Origin of the sequence: Luteibacter sahnii (assembly GCF_034063545.1) — a bacterium.
GTDB lineage: Bacteria > Pseudomonadota > Gammaproteobacteria > Xanthomonadales > Rhodanobacteraceae > Luteibacter > Luteibacter sahnii.
This window is the reverse complement of the sequence record NZ_JAQLOK010000006.1, coordinates 123,596-139,968: the sequence shown is the minus strand read 5'-3', so window position 1 is coordinate 139,968 and position 16,373 is coordinate 123,596. Positions and strand designations below refer to the sequence as shown.

At 68.9% G+C, this 16,373-nt stretch carries 12 protein-coding genes; 3 read left to right on the top strand and 9 right to left on the bottom strand.

The features are described 5' to 3' along the window. Positions 1 to 119: 119 nt before the first annotated feature. The 4 genes from PI246_RS15445 to pepN form a co-directional block, all read right to left on the bottom strand. Positions 120 to 2,453: a Tex family protein gene (locus PI246_RS15445; RefSeq protein ID WP_320552204.1), complete on the bottom strand. Its 2,334-nt coding sequence runs from the start codon at positions 2,451 to 2,453 to the stop codon at positions 120 to 122. A 98-nt stretch (positions 2,454 to 2,551) separates the two neighbouring features. After that, positions 2,552 to 3,295, bottom strand: coding sequence for an RDD family protein (locus PI246_RS15440; protein WP_320552203.1), 744 nt, complete (start codon positions 3,293 to 3,295; stop codon positions 2,552 to 2,554). 104 nt (positions 3,296 to 3,399) lie between these two features. Continuing rightward, entirely contained in the window at positions 3,400 to 5,274 is a 1,875-nt protein-coding gene (gene mnmG / locus PI246_RS15435) for a tRNA uridine-5-carboxymethylaminomethyl(34) synthesis enzyme MnmG (protein WP_320552202.1), read from the bottom strand. A gap of 488 nt (positions 5,275 to 5,762) precedes the next feature. Next, entirely contained in the window at positions 5,763 to 8,411 is a 2,649-nt protein-coding gene (pepN, locus tag PI246_RS15430; RefSeq protein ID WP_320552201.1) for an aminopeptidase N, read from the bottom strand. A 70-nt stretch (positions 8,412 to 8,481) separates the two neighbouring features. Between pepN and PI246_RS15425 the strand changes: the two genes are divergently transcribed. Beyond that, on the top strand, positions 8,482 to 9,474 hold the full coding sequence (locus PI246_RS15425; RefSeq protein WP_320552200.1) for an aldose 1-epimerase: 993 nt from the start codon (positions 8,482 to 8,484) through the stop codon (positions 9,472 to 9,474). Continuing rightward, positions 9,471 to 10,418, top strand: coding sequence for a threonine ammonia-lyase (locus PI246_RS15420; RefSeq protein ID WP_320552199.1), 948 nt, complete (start codon positions 9,471 to 9,473; stop codon positions 10,416 to 10,418). The genes PI246_RS15425 and PI246_RS15420 overlap by 4 nt, the downstream gene beginning before the upstream one ends. Here the strand turns inward: PI246_RS15420 and PI246_RS15415 are convergent. Then, positions 10,407 to 11,294 (bottom strand): DMT family transporter, encoded by an 888-nt coding sequence (locus PI246_RS15415; protein WP_320552198.1) that lies wholly within the window; start codon positions 11,292 to 11,294, stop codon positions 10,407 to 10,409. The genes PI246_RS15420 and PI246_RS15415 overlap by 12 nt on opposite strands. A 90-nt stretch (positions 11,295 to 11,384) precedes the next feature. Between PI246_RS15415 and PI246_RS15410 the strand changes: the two genes are divergently transcribed. Then, a complete protein-coding gene (locus PI246_RS15410) occupies positions 11,385 to 11,939 on the top strand; it encodes a DNA-3-methyladenine glycosylase I (protein WP_320552197.1) in 555 nt (184 codons plus the stop codon). 30 nt (positions 11,940 to 11,969) lie between these two features. On the opposite strand, the gene PI246_RS15405 is transcribed toward PI246_RS15410, so the two are convergent. Genes PI246_RS15405 through PI246_RS15390 form a run of 4 tightly spaced genes read right to left on the bottom strand, consistent with a single transcriptional unit; the run spans position 11,970 to position 16,314 of the window. Continuing rightward, positions 11,970 to 13,565: an NAD(P)/FAD-dependent oxidoreductase gene (locus PI246_RS15405; protein ID WP_320552196.1), complete on the bottom strand. Its 1,596-nt coding sequence runs from the start codon at positions 13,563 to 13,565 to the stop codon at positions 11,970 to 11,972. Positions 13,566 to 13,589: 24 nt separating this feature from the next. Beyond that, positions 13,590 to 14,330, bottom strand: a complete 741-nt coding sequence (locus tag PI246_RS15400) for a glycosyltransferase family 2 protein (RefSeq protein ID WP_320552195.1) — start codon at positions 14,328 to 14,330, stop codon at positions 13,590 to 13,592. Continuing rightward, complete coding sequence (locus PI246_RS15395; protein WP_320552194.1) at positions 14,327 to 15,127, bottom strand: beta-ketoacyl synthase chain length factor; 801 nt, start codon at positions 15,125 to 15,127, stop codon at positions 14,327 to 14,329. Before PI246_RS15395 ends, PI246_RS15400 begins: the two co-directional genes overlap by 4 nt. Next, the gene (locus tag PI246_RS15390) at positions 15,124 to 16,314 is read right to left on the bottom strand and encodes a beta-ketoacyl-[acyl-carrier-protein] synthase family protein (RefSeq protein WP_320552219.1); all 1,191 of its coding nucleotides are present in this window, start codon (positions 16,312 to 16,314) and stop codon (positions 15,124 to 15,126) included. The genes PI246_RS15395 and PI246_RS15390 overlap by 4 nt, the downstream gene beginning before the upstream one ends. Positions 16,315 to 16,373 lie beyond the last annotated feature (59 nt).

Genomic DNA, 16,373 nt, shown 5'->3' with positions numbered 1-16,373 from the left:
CATGCTGCGCCGCGATAGGCGAGGGGAAGTCTTGGCATGGGGCCGTCAGGCAAGGCCCGGGGGATGACGGTCGTCGACCGGTCGCCCTCGGGCCCTGAGAACTTTCTTGCCGGTGAAGCTTACTTCTTCATGGCGCGCGACAGGGCATCGGCAAACGCGCTGTTGGCCGGTGCGGGCGTGGCCTTGGGTGGCTGGAGGCCGCGTCCGCCACCACCACCACCGCCGCGGCGATTGCCGGCGGGCGCGTCGTCGCGGGCGGGTGGCCGGCCGGTGCGTGCCTCACCGGGCACGTCGTCCAGGCGCATGCTGAGGGCGATGCGCTTGCGGGGCAGGTCGACCTCCATCACCTTGACCTTGACGATGTCACCGGCCTTCACGGCGTCGCGGGGATCCTTGACGAAGGTGTGCGAGAGCGCCGACACATGGACGAGGCCGTCCTGGTGAACGCCGATGTCGACGAAGGCGCCGAACGCGGCGACATTCGTCACGCGCCCCTCGAGCACCATGCCCACGCGCAGGTCCTTGAGGTCTTCTACGCCTTCGGCAAAGGTCGGCGCGACGAATTCCGGGCGCGGATCGCGGCCGGGTTTTTCCAGTTCCTTCAGGATGTCGCGCACGGTGGGTACGCCGAAATTCGCATCGGTGAACTCCTCCGCCTTCAACCCGCGCAGGAACCCGCTGTCGCCGATGACCTGCCTCACCTCGCGGCCGCACTTGGCAAGGATGCGCTCGACCACCGGATAGGCTTCCGGGTGCACGGCGCTGGCATCGAGCGGGTTGCTGCCGCCGCTGATGCGAAGGAAGCCCGCGCACTGTTCGAAGGCCTTGTCGCCCAGGCGCGGTACCTTGAGGAGATCCTTGCGGCTGGGGAAGGGGCCGTTGGCGTCGCGGTGCTTGACCACGTTTTCCGCGACGCTGGCGGAGAGGCCAGCCACGCGCGCAAGCAGCGGCGCCGAGGCGGTGTTGACGTCGACGCCGACGGCGTTGACGCAGTCTTCCACGCGGGCATCGAGGGCGCGGGCGAGCTTCACCTGGTTCACGTCGTGCTGGTACTGGCCCACGCCGATGGCCTTCGGTTCGATCTTGACCAGCTCGGCAAGGGGATCCTGCAGGCGGCGTGCGATCGACACCGCGCCGCGGATGGAGACGTCCAGGTCCGGGAACTCGCGGGACGCCAGTTCCGAGGCCGAATACACGGACGCGCCGGCTTCGCTGACCACGATTTTCGACAGGTTGAGGTCGGCATGCTTGCGGATGACCTCACCCGCGAGCTTGTCAGTCTCGCGCGACGCGGTGCCGTTGCCGATGGCGATGAGGTTGACGCCATGCTGGCGGCACAGCTGCGCGATGCGGGCGATGGACTGATCCCACTGGTTGCGCGGCTCGTGCGGGTAGATGGTGTCGTAGGCGAGCAGCTTGCCGGTGGCGTCCACGATGGCGAGCTTGCAGCCGGTGCGGATGCCCGGATCGAGGCCCATGACGGTCTTCGGGCCGGCGGGCGCGGCGAGGAGGAGATCCTTGAGGTTTTCCCCGAATACGCGAATGGCTTCGTCTTCCGCGGATTCACGCACGCGGCCGAAGAGATCCAGCGTGAGGTGCAGGTGCAGCTTGACCCGCCAGGTAAGGCGCACGGTTTCGCGCAGCCAGGCATCGGCCGGGCGACCGCGATCGACGATGCCCGCGCGCGCGGCGACGCGGCCTTCGCCCTCGGCGTGGCCCTGTTCGGGGTCGACGCCCGGATTGAGGTCGATTTCGAGCACGCCTTCGTTGCGGGCGCGCATGAGGGCGAGCAGGCGATGCGAGGGGATCTTCGCGACCGGCTCGACATGGTCGAAGTAATCGCGGAACTTCGCGCCTTCGGTCTCCTTGCCCGCCACGACGGCGGCACGGATCTGGCCCTTCTCCCACAGCCAGTCGCGAAGCTCGCCGACCAGGGCGGCGTCCTCGGCGATGGTTTCCATGAGGATGGCGCGGGCCCCGTCGAGGGCGGCTTTCGTGTCGGCCACGCCCTTCTCCGCATCGACGAAGCCCGCGGCGATGCTTTCCGGGTCTTGCGTGGGGTCGTCGCGCAGGCCGAGCGCCAGCGGCTCCAGCCCCGCCTCGCGGGCGATCTGGGCCTTGGTGCGGCGCTTGGGCTTGTAGGGAAGGTAAAGATCTTCCAGGCGTGCCTTGGTGTCGGCGGTGAGGATGTCGGCGCGGAGGGCGTCGGTCATCTTGCCCTGCTCGGCGATGCTGTCGAGGATCGCCGAGCGGCGGTCTTCGAGCTCGCGCAGGTAGCGAAGCCGCTCTTCGAGCAGGCGAAGCTGGGTGTCGTCGAGACCGCCGGTCACTTCCTTGCGGTAGCGCGCGATGAAGGGCACCGTGGCGCCGCCGTCGAGCAATTCGACCGCCGCGCGCACCTGGTCGGGCTTCGCGGCGATGTCCTGGGCAATACGTTGTTCGATGCTCTGCATGTCGTTCCTGTGCGTTGCTCGGCCGGCCGTGACGTCGGGCCGGGCCGCCGATGATAGCAAGCACGGGTGACCACCCCGCCCTAGGGCGGGGCGGATCGTCAGGCGTCGAAGCTGCCGGGGGAGCGGACAGGTGCCGGATCCGCCACCTTGCCGGCGCGGCCCACCAGCACGTACGTGCCGGCGACCAGGTCGTGCACACCCTGCTTGCGCTGGGTGAACGCGGTGACGAGATAGCACACGAACGGCACCAGCGTGCTGATTACGTTGACCAGGCGCACCACGTTGCGGGCCGCGGCGCGGGCGGGCGTGAGGCGCCTGCCCTCGACATCGGTGACGCGCAGGCCCAGCGCCATCTTGCCCGGGGTGGCCTGCCAATTGGAGCACTCGAAGGCCACGTAGTAGACGAAACCCAGGACCACCAGCGCGAAGCTGATCGGTCGCGTCGCGGCGCTGAAGGCGACGAAGGCTGCCGTCTGGTCGTGCTGCGCGTTGGCGAGGAACTCCGCCATCAGGCCGTTCATGCCCATCGCCATGGCGATCACGGTGAAAGGCACCATCAGGATGACGTAGTCGATGATCCATGCGCCCACGCGCGCCCAGAACGTCGCGTAGTCCGGCGCGGCCGCCTCCTGGATGCCGAGGAACGGCGGTGGTGTCGGCGGCATGCTGCCGGTGGCCGGCTGGGCCCCGGGAAACAGTTCGCCGAGCGGGCGCCAGTCGGTCATCCCCTCGTACCAGCCCAGCTCGTCGGAGCGCACCGTGCCGTCGCGCATCCACTGGCGAACCTCGTCCTCGGTATAGGGTCCGAAGCGCTCGCCGTTGCGTCCGATCCAGACTTGCATGGTTGTCCTTCCCTAAGCTCGTTGCACTGGCCGCGAATGATGCCAGATGGGTCGTGACGGTGCCGCCTGCCGGTCGGCAGGGGGCGTCCGCCCATGCGGCCCGATCAGGCCGCGCGGCGCTTGAGATGGACCAGCAGCAGCGAGATCGCGGCCGGGGTGACGCCGCTGATGCGCGATGCCTGGCCGATGGTCGCCGGGCGCGATCGCTTGAGCTTCAGGAGAACCTCGGCGGAGAGCCCGCGCACGCGGTCGTAGTCGAAGCCTTCGGGGATGGCCGTCGACTCGTGGCGACGCTGGCGCTCGATCTCGTCGCGCTGGCGCTCCAGGTAGCCCGCGTATTTCGCCTGCACCTCGACCTGCAGGGCCACCTCGGCGTCGGGCACCCGCGGGCCCAGTTCGGGCACGGCGGTCAGCGTGGCGTAGTCGAGTTCGGGACGGCGCAGAAGGTCGAGCGCGTGCGTTTCGCGGCTGACGGCGATGCCCAGGGTGCGTTCGACCGCGGCGCCCAGCGCGTTGGTGGGTGCCGCCCACAGGCCGCGCAGCCGCGCGGTTTCGCGTTCGGCGGCATCGCGCTTGGCCTCGAGTCGGCGGAAGCGGTCCTCCGGCACGACGCCGCGTGCGTACCCCTGCTCGGTGAGACGCAGGTCGGCGTTGTCTTCGCGCAGGTGCAGGCGGTATTCGGCGCGCGAGGTGAACATGCGGTAAGGCTCGATCGTGCCGTTGGTCGTGAGGTCGTCGATCAGCACGCCGATGTAGGCCTCGTCGCGTCGCGGGTACCAGGGCGCGTCGCCACGCACGGCGAGCGCCGCGTTCATCCCGGCGATGAGGCCCTGGGCGCCGGCTTCCTCGTAGCCCGTGGTGCCGTTGATCTGGCCCGCGAAATACAGGCCGGGCACGTTTTTCGTTTCCAGCCACGGATGGAGTCCGCGTGGATCGAAGTAGTCGTATTCGATGGCATAGCCGGGACGCGTGATGTGCGCGTTCTCGAAACCGGGGATCGAGCGGACGAGCGCGTACTGCACGTCGAAGGGCAGGGAGGTGGAGATGCCGTTGGGATAGATCTCGACGGTGTCGAGGCCTTCCGGCTCGACGAAGATCTGGTGCGAGGTCTTGTCGGCGAAGCGGACGACCTTGTCCTCGATCGACGGGCAGTAACGGGGACCGACGCCTTCGATCTGCCCGCTGTAGAGCGGCGAGCGGTCGAGCGAACCACGGATGAGCGCGTGCGTGGCCTCGGTCGTGTGGGTGATCCAGCAGCTGACCTGGCGGGGGTGGTCGGCGGCCGAGCCCATGAACGAGAAGTGCGGCATCGGATCGTCGCCGGGTTGCTCGTCGAGACGGGAGAAGTCGATGCTGCGGCTGTCGATGCGCGGCGGCGTGCCGGTCTTCAGGCGATCGGCTGCCACCGGCAGCTCGCGCAGGCGTGAGGCGAGGGTCGTGGCGGGCGGATCGCCGGCCCGGCCGCCGGCGTAGTGCGCGGCGCCAATATGGATCTTGCCCGCCAGGAAGGTGCCGGCAGTGAGCACGACGGCAGGGGCGTGGAAATCCAGTCCCATCTGCGTCCGGACGCCCGCGACGCGGCCACCGGCAAGGAGCAGGTCGTCCACGGCCTGCTGGAACAGCCACAGGTTGGGCTGCGTTTCGACCATGGCCCGGATCGCTGCCTTGTAAAGCGCACGATCGGCCTGGCAGCGCGTGGCGCGCACGGCCGGGCCCTTGGACGCGTTGAGCGTGCGCCACTGGATGCCGGCGCGGTCGGCGGCCCGGCCCATGGCACCGCCCAGGGCGTCGATCTCCCTCACCAGGTGGCCTTTGCCGATGCCCCCGATCGCCGGGTTGCAGCTCATCTGGCCGATGGTTTCGATGTTATGGCTCAGCAGCAGCGTGCGTGCGCCCGCTCGGGCAGCCGCCAGCGCGGCTTCGGTGCCGGCATGGCCGCCACCGACCACGATCACGTCGTAGGATTCTTGATGCAGCATGGCAGGGATATCGGGCGTTGGAGCCGGTGGCATAGTTTACGCGGGTGCCGGTCGACCTGCCGCCTGTCGGCGTGAAGAGGCCCATGGCACGAGTCATGCTTTGCTATGCATGCACTTCCACCGGGCGGACGCTGCGCGATCATCCGCGCGCCGAGGCTGGACGACAGGGGTTCGGCCGTGTGCCGGGGGAAGGAAGCGGAATACGGGCAGGGACGCCCTATTCGTTCGACGAATGAGATCTGGCGCCCGGCGGTCTCAGGAACAGGGGGAATCCAGGATGACCGTGCTGCCGGGCGCCAGAAACCGTTTGACTGGCACGAAGAGCCGCGCCCTTGGGTGCGGCTCTTTTCGTTGGTGCCAACACTACACCGTCCCAATGAACCGTGTGTGAGTTTTTTGTCAGTCAGGTGCTCGATTTCGGCACTGCCTGACGTAGAACGTCACTTTTCTTGAGCAAGTGCACGTTTTGCCTGTGACCGGGCGCACGCTTACCCCAAGGCGACGCGTCCGAGGATATCGGTCAGGTCGCGGGATAGGTCCCGTCGTGACGACAACGCCGCGATCACCGCATGGGCCGCTTCCCGGCGCACCGGTTCCAGTCGCTTCCAGCCGTTGAACGCGGTGGCGACGCGCGCGGCGACCTGGGGGTTGAGCGCATCGATCGCCAGCAGCCGGTCCGCGAGCCAGCGATAGGCGGCACCGTCCGTGCGGTGGAATCCCGTCGGATTGGCCCGGGCGAAGGTGCCGATCAGGGCCTGGACACGGTTCGGATTTTTCAGCGTAAAGGCCGGATCCGCTTCCAGTGATCGGATGCGGTCGAAGGCGCTGTCCCCGGGCAACTGCGCCTGCATGGCGAACCACTTGTCGAGCGCCAGGGCATTGCCGTCGTACCTGCGCCGGAAGTGCGCGATGGCCTCGGCCGCCGCGTCCGCATCGGCGAGCGCCAACGTGGACAGCGCCGCGAGCCGGTCGGTCATGGCGGGCGCCCGCTCGTATTGAGTACGGGCCAGGGCGCGGCCGTCGTCGGGGGAGGCCAGCGCGATGAGGTCGAGTACCCGCCGCTTGAGCTGCCGACGTGCCTGGCTGGCGGCGTCGAGGTCGCCACGGGCCATCGCGCTCAGCGCGTCGTAACGCTGGCGCAATGCCGGCACCCCGATGCGGGCGGCGAGTGCGCCGAGCATGCGCAGCCGCGCGTCGCGGATGCGCTGCGGGTCGCGTTCGGGCTGGCGTTCCACCAGTTCGATTTCGCCGGGGGGCGTGAGCAGTTCGGCGAGGAGGGCGTCGTCGACGGCCGGGTCATGGAATAGCGCGGCCAGGACGGTCGTCCACGCGTCGAGGGCCGCTCCCTGTTGGCGGCCGTCGCGTGCGTCGTCGAACGCCAGTCCGGCGAGTTGCTGGCCGGCCTCCCAGCGGTTGAACCCATCTGCGTCGTGGCGAAGCAGGAGAGCCAGTTCGTCCGGCGCGTAGTCGTATTCGAGGATGACCGGGGCGGAAAACCCGCGCAGCAGCGACGGAACCGGCGCCTGGGCGATATCTTCGAACGTAAACACCTGTTCGGCGGTATGCAGCACCACGGTGCGCTCGACGCCGTCGGGCGCGGCCTCGCCCTCCAGGCGCAGCGGCGTCGCCTGGCCGGACGGATCGAACAACGACAACCGCACGGGCACCGGCAGCGGCCGCCGTGCGGCTTGGCCGTCCACGGCGGGCGTGCGCTGGCGCAGCGTGAGGCGATAGCGGCGCTGCGCGGCATCGTAGCGGCCGTCGGCGCTGATGCGCGGGGTACCTGACTGTTCGTACCAGGCCAGGTACGGCATGAGGTCGATACCGTTCGCTTCGCCGAGCGCGCGCAGGAAATCCTCGATGGTCACCGCCTGGCCGTCGTGCCGGGCGAAATAAAGATCCGTGCCTTGGCGGAAGCCCTCGGGACCGAGCCGTCCGGCGAGCATGCGAACCAGTTCGGCCCCCTTCTCGTAGACCGTGGCGGTATAGAAATTGTTGATCTCGCTGTACTGCGACGGGCGCACGGGATGCGACAGCGGACCGGCATCCTCGGGAAACTGGGCGCGCCGGAGCAGGGCGACGTCTTCGATGCGCTTGAGCGGGGCGGAGTTCATGTCGGCCGAGAAGCTCTGCTCGCGGAACACGGTGAGCCCTTCTTTCAGGCTCAGCTGGAACCAGTCGCGGCAGGTCACGCGGTTGCCGCTCCAGTTGTGGAAATACTCGTGCGCGACCACCGCTTCGACATGCCGGTATTCGTCGTCGGTGCTGGAGTCCGGATCGGCCAGGAGATATTTGGCGTTGAAGATGTTGAGGCCCTTGTTCTCCATCGCGCCCATGTTGAAGTCGTGCGTGGCGACCACGTGGAATACGTCCAGATCGTAGTTACGGCCGTAGGCGTCTTCGTCCCAGCGCATCGAGCGGACGAGGGCATCCATGGCGTAATCGCAGCGATCGATCGCGTCGGGTTCGGCCCAGATGTGCAGGGCGACGCGTCGGCCGTCGGCGGTGACGTGATCGCGGCTGATGCGCTCAAGGCGACCGGCCACGAGGGCGAAGAGATAACTCGGTTTCGGATGCGGGTCGACGAAGCGCGCCCAGTGGCGCCCTTCCGGGAGATCGCCGGACCCGTCGGGGTTGCCGCCGGCCAGCAGCACGGGGAAACGTGCCTTGTCGGCACGCAGGGTTACCGTGTAGCGGGACAGCACGTCGGGGCGATCGGGAAAGAAGGTGATGTGGCGAAAGCCCTCGGCCTCGCACTGCGTCAACAGAAATCCCGTCTCACGACTGCCGGAGAGGTAAAGCCCCTCGAACGCGGTGTTCTCCGCGGGCCTGAGCGCCACCCGTGTCTCCACCACGCAGGTGTCGCCCGTCGCCGTGAACTCGAGCATCCCGTCGCCGAGGATATACTCGCCCTCCGAAAGCACCCGGCCGTCGACTTTCAGTTCGATCAGCTCGAGGCCCTCGCCGTTCAGGCGTATCGGCTCGTCGACCTTGCGCCGCAAGGCCAGGCGCGCATCGACCTCGGCGCGATCGATGGCGAGGTCGAAGGTGAGTTCCACCTGCTCGACGGTCCAGGCGGGTGGCCGGTAGTCCGCGAGGAGGATGGGGGCGGTGGGGGTTTCCGAACGATCGCTCATGGCGGGGAGAGCTTCAGGTGTCTGACAGGCAGGCTAACATGCGGTCGGATCCGTCAAAAGGAAGCACCCGATGTCCCGATTCACGATCACCCGTGCCAGCCTGGGCGCCCAGGAACTGCTGGTCTTGACCGATACGGCGGCCCGCCGGGAGGTGCGTATCGCGCGGCGTGGCGCCACCGTGCTGTCCATCCGCCTCGACGGGCACGACATCGCCGATGGTTTTCGCGACGAGGCCGAACTGGTGCCGCACAAGGGCTCGCGCTTCGCGATCATGACGCCGTTCGCCAATCGCGTGGACGACTCGCGCTACACCTTCCAGGGGCGCGAATACGACCTGCAGCCCGGCGCGACGGGCACGGATCGCGCGAGCCGGCATGGCTTCCTGCGCGGCGAAACCTTCGACGTGACGCACGAGGAGGCCGGCCAGTCGCACGCGCGCGTCACCTTCGCTACCCAGGCGATCCGCCCCGGCGCGCATCCCGGCTACCCGTTCGCGCTCGATGTCGGTGTCACTTTCACGCTCGACGAGCAGGGCCTCGCCCTGGAGGCTGTCACCCGCAACGTGGGTGAGCACGATGCGCCGACCTTCTTCGGCTGGCATCCCTACTTCCGCCTGTCCGACACGCCCATCGAGGGGTGGGAGCTTCACGTGCCGGCGGCACAGGTGGTCGCGACCGATGCGGGCTTCATTCCGCTGCCGGGCGACGCCGCGTGGCAGTCGATCGATGCCGCCGACCCCGCGCTCGACTTCCGCGAGCCACGCACGATCGGCGCCACCGAACTCAACCACACCTACGCGCGCCTGAAGGCGGATGCCGACGGGCGCATCCGCACGCGGCTGCGCGATCCCGGCACCGGTCGCGCCATCGCGCTGTGGCAGCGTCACGGCGTCATGCTCGCCTTTACCGCCGACACCGCCGAGCGCGACGCCCGCAAATCGGTGGCGCTCGAGCCCATGGAATGCATCCCCAACGCGTTCAACCGCGGCGATTGCCGCGAGGCCATCACCCTCGCGCCCGGGGCCGAGCGCCGCTTCGACTGCGGCGTGGAATTCACCGCGTGAGCGAGGCGCCGCGCTTCGATGACATTCGCAATGCGGCGGCGCGCATCGCGCCCTACGCCGTCGTGACGCCGACCGTGCACAGCGACGTCATCGACGCGCGCGTGGGCGGCACCGTGGTCTTCAAGTGCGAAAACCTGCAACGCGGCGGCGCATTCAAGTTTCGCGGCGCGGTCAATGCGGTGTGGTCGCTGTCCGACGACGACGCGCACCGCGGCGTGGTCACCCATTCCTCCGGCAACCACGGCAACGCCCTGGCGATGGCCGCGCGAACGCGCGGCATCCCGGCCCATGTGGTGGTGCCCGAGGGAGCGGTGAAGGCGAAGGTCGACGCCATCCTCGCGGCAGGTGCCACCGTGCACCGCTGCGCGCCCACCCCCGCCGCGCGCGAAGCCATGGCGGCGCAAGTGCAGGCCACGACCGGCGCCACGCTCGTGCATCCCTATGCGGATGCACGGGTGATGGCGGGGCAGGGCACGTTGGTGCCGGAACTGCTCCGGTGCCATCCCGGCCTGGATACGCTGTTGTTTCCGGTGGGAGGCGGGGGGCTCGCTGCAGGCTGCACCCTCGCCGCGCATGGCATCGACCCGGGCTTGCGACTGTTCGGCGTGGAGCCCGAAGGCGCCGACGACACCGTCCGGTCGCTGGAAGCCGGGGCGCGCGTCGAGCCGTTCGCTCCCGATACCCTCTGCGACGGCCTGCGTACGCTGGTCGGCGCGCCGAACTTCCAGGTGCTTCGTGACCATGCCGTCCACGTCGTGCGCGTGAGCGATGCCGAGACGATCGCCGCGATGCGTCTGCTGTGGTCCGAACTGCGCCTCGTGGTCGAGCCTTCCAGCGCGACCGTGCTCGCCGCGCTGCTGCGTTACCCCGACCGCTTCGCCGGCCGCCGCGTGGGGGTCGTTCTTACGGGAGGCAACGTCGATCTCGACGCCCTACCGTGGTGACCGCGGCAGGCGCAGGCCGCTGACCGCGGCGAGGCCCGCCGCGATGAAGCCCATGCCGATCCATTCGTTCGGCGTGGGCCGCTCGCCGAGAAATGCCCAGGCCATCAGTACGCCGAGCACCGGCACGGCGAGCGACGAGAGCGCGGCCACGGCGGTCGGCAACCGACCGACCACCCGAAGCCACAACGTCCAGGCCACGCAGGTGGCGAAGACGACGGCGTAGGCCAGGCCGCCGATCAGCGCCGGCGTCCACGCGACCGGCCGTTGCGGCACGCACAGGGCCACCACGCCCAGGGCCGCGGCGCCGAAGGTCATCTGCCACGTCGTGAAGTTGAGCGGCTCGCAGCGATGGCGTTGGAACATGCGTTTGCTCACCACCGTGCCGAGGGCCCAGCATATGCCGCCGAGCAGCGCGAAGACCGTGCTGCGTCCGCTGCCCAGGCCCTCCCAGGGGGCGATTACGGCGATCAGCCCCACCGCGGCCAGGGCGAGGCCGAGACCCTGGCGACGGGACGGGGTTTCCTTGAGGATCGGCCACGCGAGCAGTACCGCCCAAAAGGGCATCGCATACGCCAGCAAGACCACGTGGCCGGCACCGCCGGTGGTCAGCGCCCACTGGCCCAGCCCCTGGAACGCGGCCGTCTGGCTGACGCCGACCAGCATCGTGCCCGCGAGCGGCGGCGGCGCGAGCGAGCGCCGCGTCACGAGCAGCACCCCGAACATCAGCACGCCGCCGATGCCGTAACGCAGCGCGGAGAAGTCGAACGGGCCGGCGTAGGCCAGCACCTGTTTCATGACGATCCAGCTGCTGGCCCAGATGATGACGGTGAGGGCCAGTGCGACGACAGCGCCCTGCGATGACCGGGATTCATTCATTCGCACGCCACTCGCCATGAAAGGCGGACATCTTGACCGAAAGCGGCCCGATATTCTCACCGGCCCCATGGACAGGAAAGAGGTGGCGGCATGCGTTGCGATGGAACGGGCAGCACCGACGCCGAGCGGATCTACCACGACACCGAATGGGGCGTGCCGTTGCGTGACGAGGGCGCACTTTTCGAGCTGCTGGTGCTGAGGGGGGCGCAAGCCGGTCTCGCGTGGCGCACCGTACTGGCCAAGCGCGCGGCGTACCGGCGCGCCTTCCTCGACTACGATATCGACGCGGTCGCCGCGCTCGACGATGCGGCCATGGCACGCATCGCGCTGGATCGCGGCCTGATCCGCCATCGGCTCAAGCTGGCATCCGTGCGGATCAACGCGCGGGCCGTCCAGGCCATGCGACGCACGGACGGCGCCTTTGGCGATTTCCTGTGGTCTTTCGTGGATGGGCGCACGATCGTCAACCGGTTCCGACGCGACGATCCGCTACCATCGCGAAGCAGCCGTTCGGATCGCATGAGCGACGCGCTGCGCCGGCGGGGGTTCCGGTTCGCCGGCACGGCGATCTGCTACGCGCTCATGCAATCGGCGGGTCTCGTCGACGACCACCAGGTCGGCTGCTTCCGTCGTGAACGGGAATGACGCCACCGTTCACCGGCCTCGTCCCATCCGTCAGGCCGCCCATTCCTGCAGCATCGGGCGCGTGGCACCCTCGCCCATGAGCTCGCCGGCGTCGTCGACGAGCGCCGGGTGATCCGCGCTCGCGCGCTCCACGACGGCGGCGGCCAGCGCGCGCATCATGTCCACGTTGTGATGCAGGCGTGTGGCCAGGGAGGCGTCATCGAGTTGGTCATGCAGGGTGCGGTTCATGTCCGCGAACCAGCGCAGGTTGCGCTGGTCGAGCATCGTGCGCCGATTGCGGCGATCCGAATGGGCGTGCCAGCGTTGGAAGAACGCCTGCATCTGTATGTTGAGCGAGGTGGCGTCTTTGAGCACGTCGCCCATGCGGGCGATGAAGCCACTGTCGCCGAGCCGGTTCTGGAACACCAGCTGGCACAGCACGCCCCAGTAGTAGGCGTAATCCCAGATTACCTTGATCGGCAGCACTTCCGGATCGCCGAAGAGGTTGTACTGGCCCCGGTACATGCTCAGCGTGCCTTCGTAGAACGACATGAACATGCGCTCGTATTGCCTGGCATGCGACGCGAGGTTCGCGCCCTGACGATCCTGTCCCACCAGCAGCGTGATGTACGTGTTGGCGATGGCGATGAAATCGCTGCCCGGCGAATAGAACGGGTCGAGGAACGCCCCGGCTTCGCCGGTGAGGGCCCAGCGGTGGGCCGAGAACATGCGCGAGCAGCTGTAGGAGTAATCGCGGAAGAAGGCGAAATCGAGCCGCTTGTCCTTGCACTTCTCCAGCTCGCGCGCCACCACCGGCTGGTGCTTTTTCATCCAGTCGAGCGCGAGGTCGAACGTCTTCATGGTTTCCAGCGGGTGCATCGCCGCATCGGCCACGATGCCCACCGAGTGCGCGCCTGACGACAGCGGGATCAGCCACACCCAATAGCCAGGGCCGCAGAGGTGGTTGGTGGAGCGCCAGCGTTCGGGCGGGTGGCAGCGGTCCTGCCATTCGGCATCGTCGCACCAGCCGTCGATCTCCAGGCGCTCGCCGATGCGGAACCACACGGCGTTCGCGTGATGGCCATTGTCGCGCGTGAGATCGAGCTTGCGCCGGATGAGCCCCGTGCGGCCAGCGGCGTCGATCAGCCAGCGTCCCTGCAGTTCATGGGTCACGCCGTCGTCGCTGTAACGCACCACGTGGGGAGCGTCGCCCTCGCCGATGTCGAAGCCCTTGACGGTCACGCCTTCGCGGAAGTCGATGCCGCGCCGGCGGGCCTCGTCGCCCATGAAGTTTTCCAGGATGCCGCGGTCGATCTGGTAGCTGGGCGTGGGTAGCACCGCGCTGACGCCCAGTTCGGTCACGTCGGCGAGGTCGTCGCATCCGTCGGAGAAGAAGAAGCGGAAGCCGAACTTGCGGATCTGCTTATGTTCGAGGTGGTCGAGCAGGCCGAGCGTGTGCGCGAAGTAATGGGCGGCGATTTCGACGGTGGACTCGCCGACCTTGTGCGCGGCTTCCGGCAACGGGCGTTTCTGTCGCTCCAGCACGACGATGCCGATGTCGGGGTAGGCCCCTTTCAACTGCATCGCCAGCGACAGCCCGGCGAGGCCGCCGCCCATGATGATGACCTCGTGCGTCGTCCTTTCCATGCGTGGGCTCCTTGGCGCGGCGGCTCAGTGGGCGATGATGGTGGGCATGGCGCGCGAGCGCCGGTAGCTGGGCAGGATACTGCCGTAGTGGAGCAGTTGGCGGATCGTATAGGTCGTGATGCGTGTCACGTCGCGCACCGGCTTGAAGTGGCTCAGCCGGAATTCGCCGTGGTAGCGCGAGGCGATGGGCACCGAGACCACGCCGATACCCCGCTCGCGACAGGCGGTGATCAGCAGCGCTGCTTCGAAGACGAAGTTCTCGGCCGGCAGGTCGACCAGGTCGAGCACGGCCCGCGGGTAGAGTCGCTGTCCGCTCTGCGTGTCCGCGATGGGGCAGGCGCAGGCCCACGAGATGCCCCAGTCCGCTACCGCGTTGGCGCGGCGCCGCCCCTTGGGCTGCTGCTCCTTGTCGAGCAGGCGCGCCCCGATCACGATGCAGCCCGGATGCAGGCGACCGGCCTCCAGGAGGGCGGGGATGTCGGAGGCCAGGTGCTGGCCATCGCCGTCCATGGTGATCACCGCGTCGAAGTCCATCCGCAGGGCCTCGCGGAAACCGGTGCGCAAGGCTTCGCCCTTGCCCATGCGCTGGGTGTGCCGCAGGAGCGTCACCGGCAGCGACGCGACGATCTCGGGCGTGCGGTCGTCCGAGCCGTCGTCCACCACGATGACCGGGAGGCCGATCGCGAGGGCGTCGGCCACCACGTGGCCGATCGCGACTTCCTCGTTGAGGCAGGGAATCAGGATGCAGCAGCGGCCAAGGCTCATGGCGCGAACTCCACGTCGAGATGCAGGTCCAGACCGTCCGCCGCGGCGACGCGCAGCGCGGTTGTTTTCCGTCGGGCGAGCGCCAGCAACAGCGGCAGGCCGCGGGCGCTCGGGTTGCTGGTCATGATGGCGTCGAGCCACCCTTCGCCGATGGACTCGTCGCCGACGTTGCCCGGCTCGGGCGAGAGCTGCAGTCGCGCGAGGGCGCCGTCGGCCCGTGGGGAGAGCACCAAGGCACCGGCGAAGGGGCCGGTGCTGGTGGTCATGTCGCCGAGGGGGCCGCTGCCGGCGATGTCATAGCTCGCCAGCAGCACGTCGCGTTCGTCGGCGATCGCCAGCGTGGCGGCCTCGAGCAGGCCGGCGCCGAACGACGCCTCGCCGCCGCACACCGCGCTCGACGAGGCATGGCAGTGCGTGGCGATGGTCCAGTAGCCGGCGGGGGCGTTATGTACCGAGTTATGGAACTTGGTCGGCGACAACTCGCCGGGTGCCGTCGCCAGCGTGGTGCACATGTAGTCGGTGATGGCCTGGTCGCCGTGCGCCGAGGCGAACACACACGGCACGTGCGCGGCGTCGAGCCCGGCCATGCTCACCGCCTGGCCGGCGGCCGTGGCGGCCAGGAGCACGCTTTCCGGCGCGCGGCGCCGCTCGTTGGGCGGCAGCACGCTGGCGGCCGGCCGCTCGGTCGCGCCGGGCTGGCCGTTTTCCGCGACGAGGGCGCGGAACGCGTCCCACGTGGGGGCGCCCGGTGCCCACAGGCCGACGCCCTTGATCCAGAGGGTCAGGGCCGGGCTCATGCGACCGCTCCTGGGCGGGCGAAAGCAAGGCAGGCGTTGTTGCCGCCGAAACCGAAGGAGTTGCTGAGGGCATAGCGCACGTCTTGGCGCTCGCTTTCCCAGGCGAAGTGGGGGCCGCAGCCGGGGTCGGGTTTGCGCGCGCCGAGGTTGGCGGGCACGAGCCCGTCGCGCATCGCCAGCAGGGCCACGGTGGCCTCCACGATGCCGGCGGCGCCCAGGGTGTGGCCAGTGAAGCCCTTGGTCGAGCTGGCCCGCGTGGTCGCCGGGAAACTGCGCGAGATGAGCGCGGCTTCCACCTCGTCGTTCTTCTGGCTCGCGGTGCCGTGCAGGTTGATGTAGTCGACCTGGTCCGGCGCAAGACCGGCGCGCTCGAGGGCATCGCGCAGCGCGAGTTCCGCGCCGAGGCCTTCCGGGTGCGGCGTCGACATGTGGTGGGCGTCGCTGGCCTCGCCGTAGCCGATGAACAACGGCGCGTCGTCATTCTCGCGCGGACGTTCGAGCAGCGCGAAGCCAGCCGCCTCGCCCAGCGAAATGCCCTGACGGTCGGCGTCGAAGGGGCGGCAGGGTTCGGGGGACACCAGTTCCAGCGAATTGAAGCCGAACAGCACGCTGTCGCAGAGCGTGTCGGTGCCGCCCACGATGGCGGCGTCGACCAGGCCCAGGCGGATCATCCGCTCGGCGTTGGCGAACACCTTCGCACTGGACGAGCAGGCGGTGGCGATGGTGAGGCAGGGGCCTTCGAGTTCGAAAAAGCCGGCGACGAAGCCGGCCAGCGAATGCGGCGTGTGCAGCGGCGGGCGGTGCAGGTCCGCCGGCATCCGTCCGTGCTCAAGGCGGCGGTAGCCTTCCTCGGTGGCGGCAATGCTCGCCGTGGACGTGCCCAGCAGCACGGCGACACGCGACGCGCCGTAGCGATCGCGGGCGGCGCGCACGGCGTCGATGAAGCCGTCCTGGCGTAGCGCGAGCAGGGCGAGGCGGTTGTTGCGGCAGTCCCACGCGGACCATTCACCGGGCAGCGGCTCGGTGTCCAGACCGTCGACGCGGCCGATCCAGCAGGCGAGGGGCGCGCTGGTGATGTCGTTGGGCGTGAGGCCGCCGCGGGAGGCGGCGAGGGCGGTGGCGTGGGCGTCGAGCCCACGACCGAGCGAGGAGGTGGCGGTGTACGCGCGGATGGCGAGCGGAGGCATGGGATGAGGCATGCGGCGAGCCTATCCTTTTTGCCATCCAGCGTCGCGTGAATAACGCG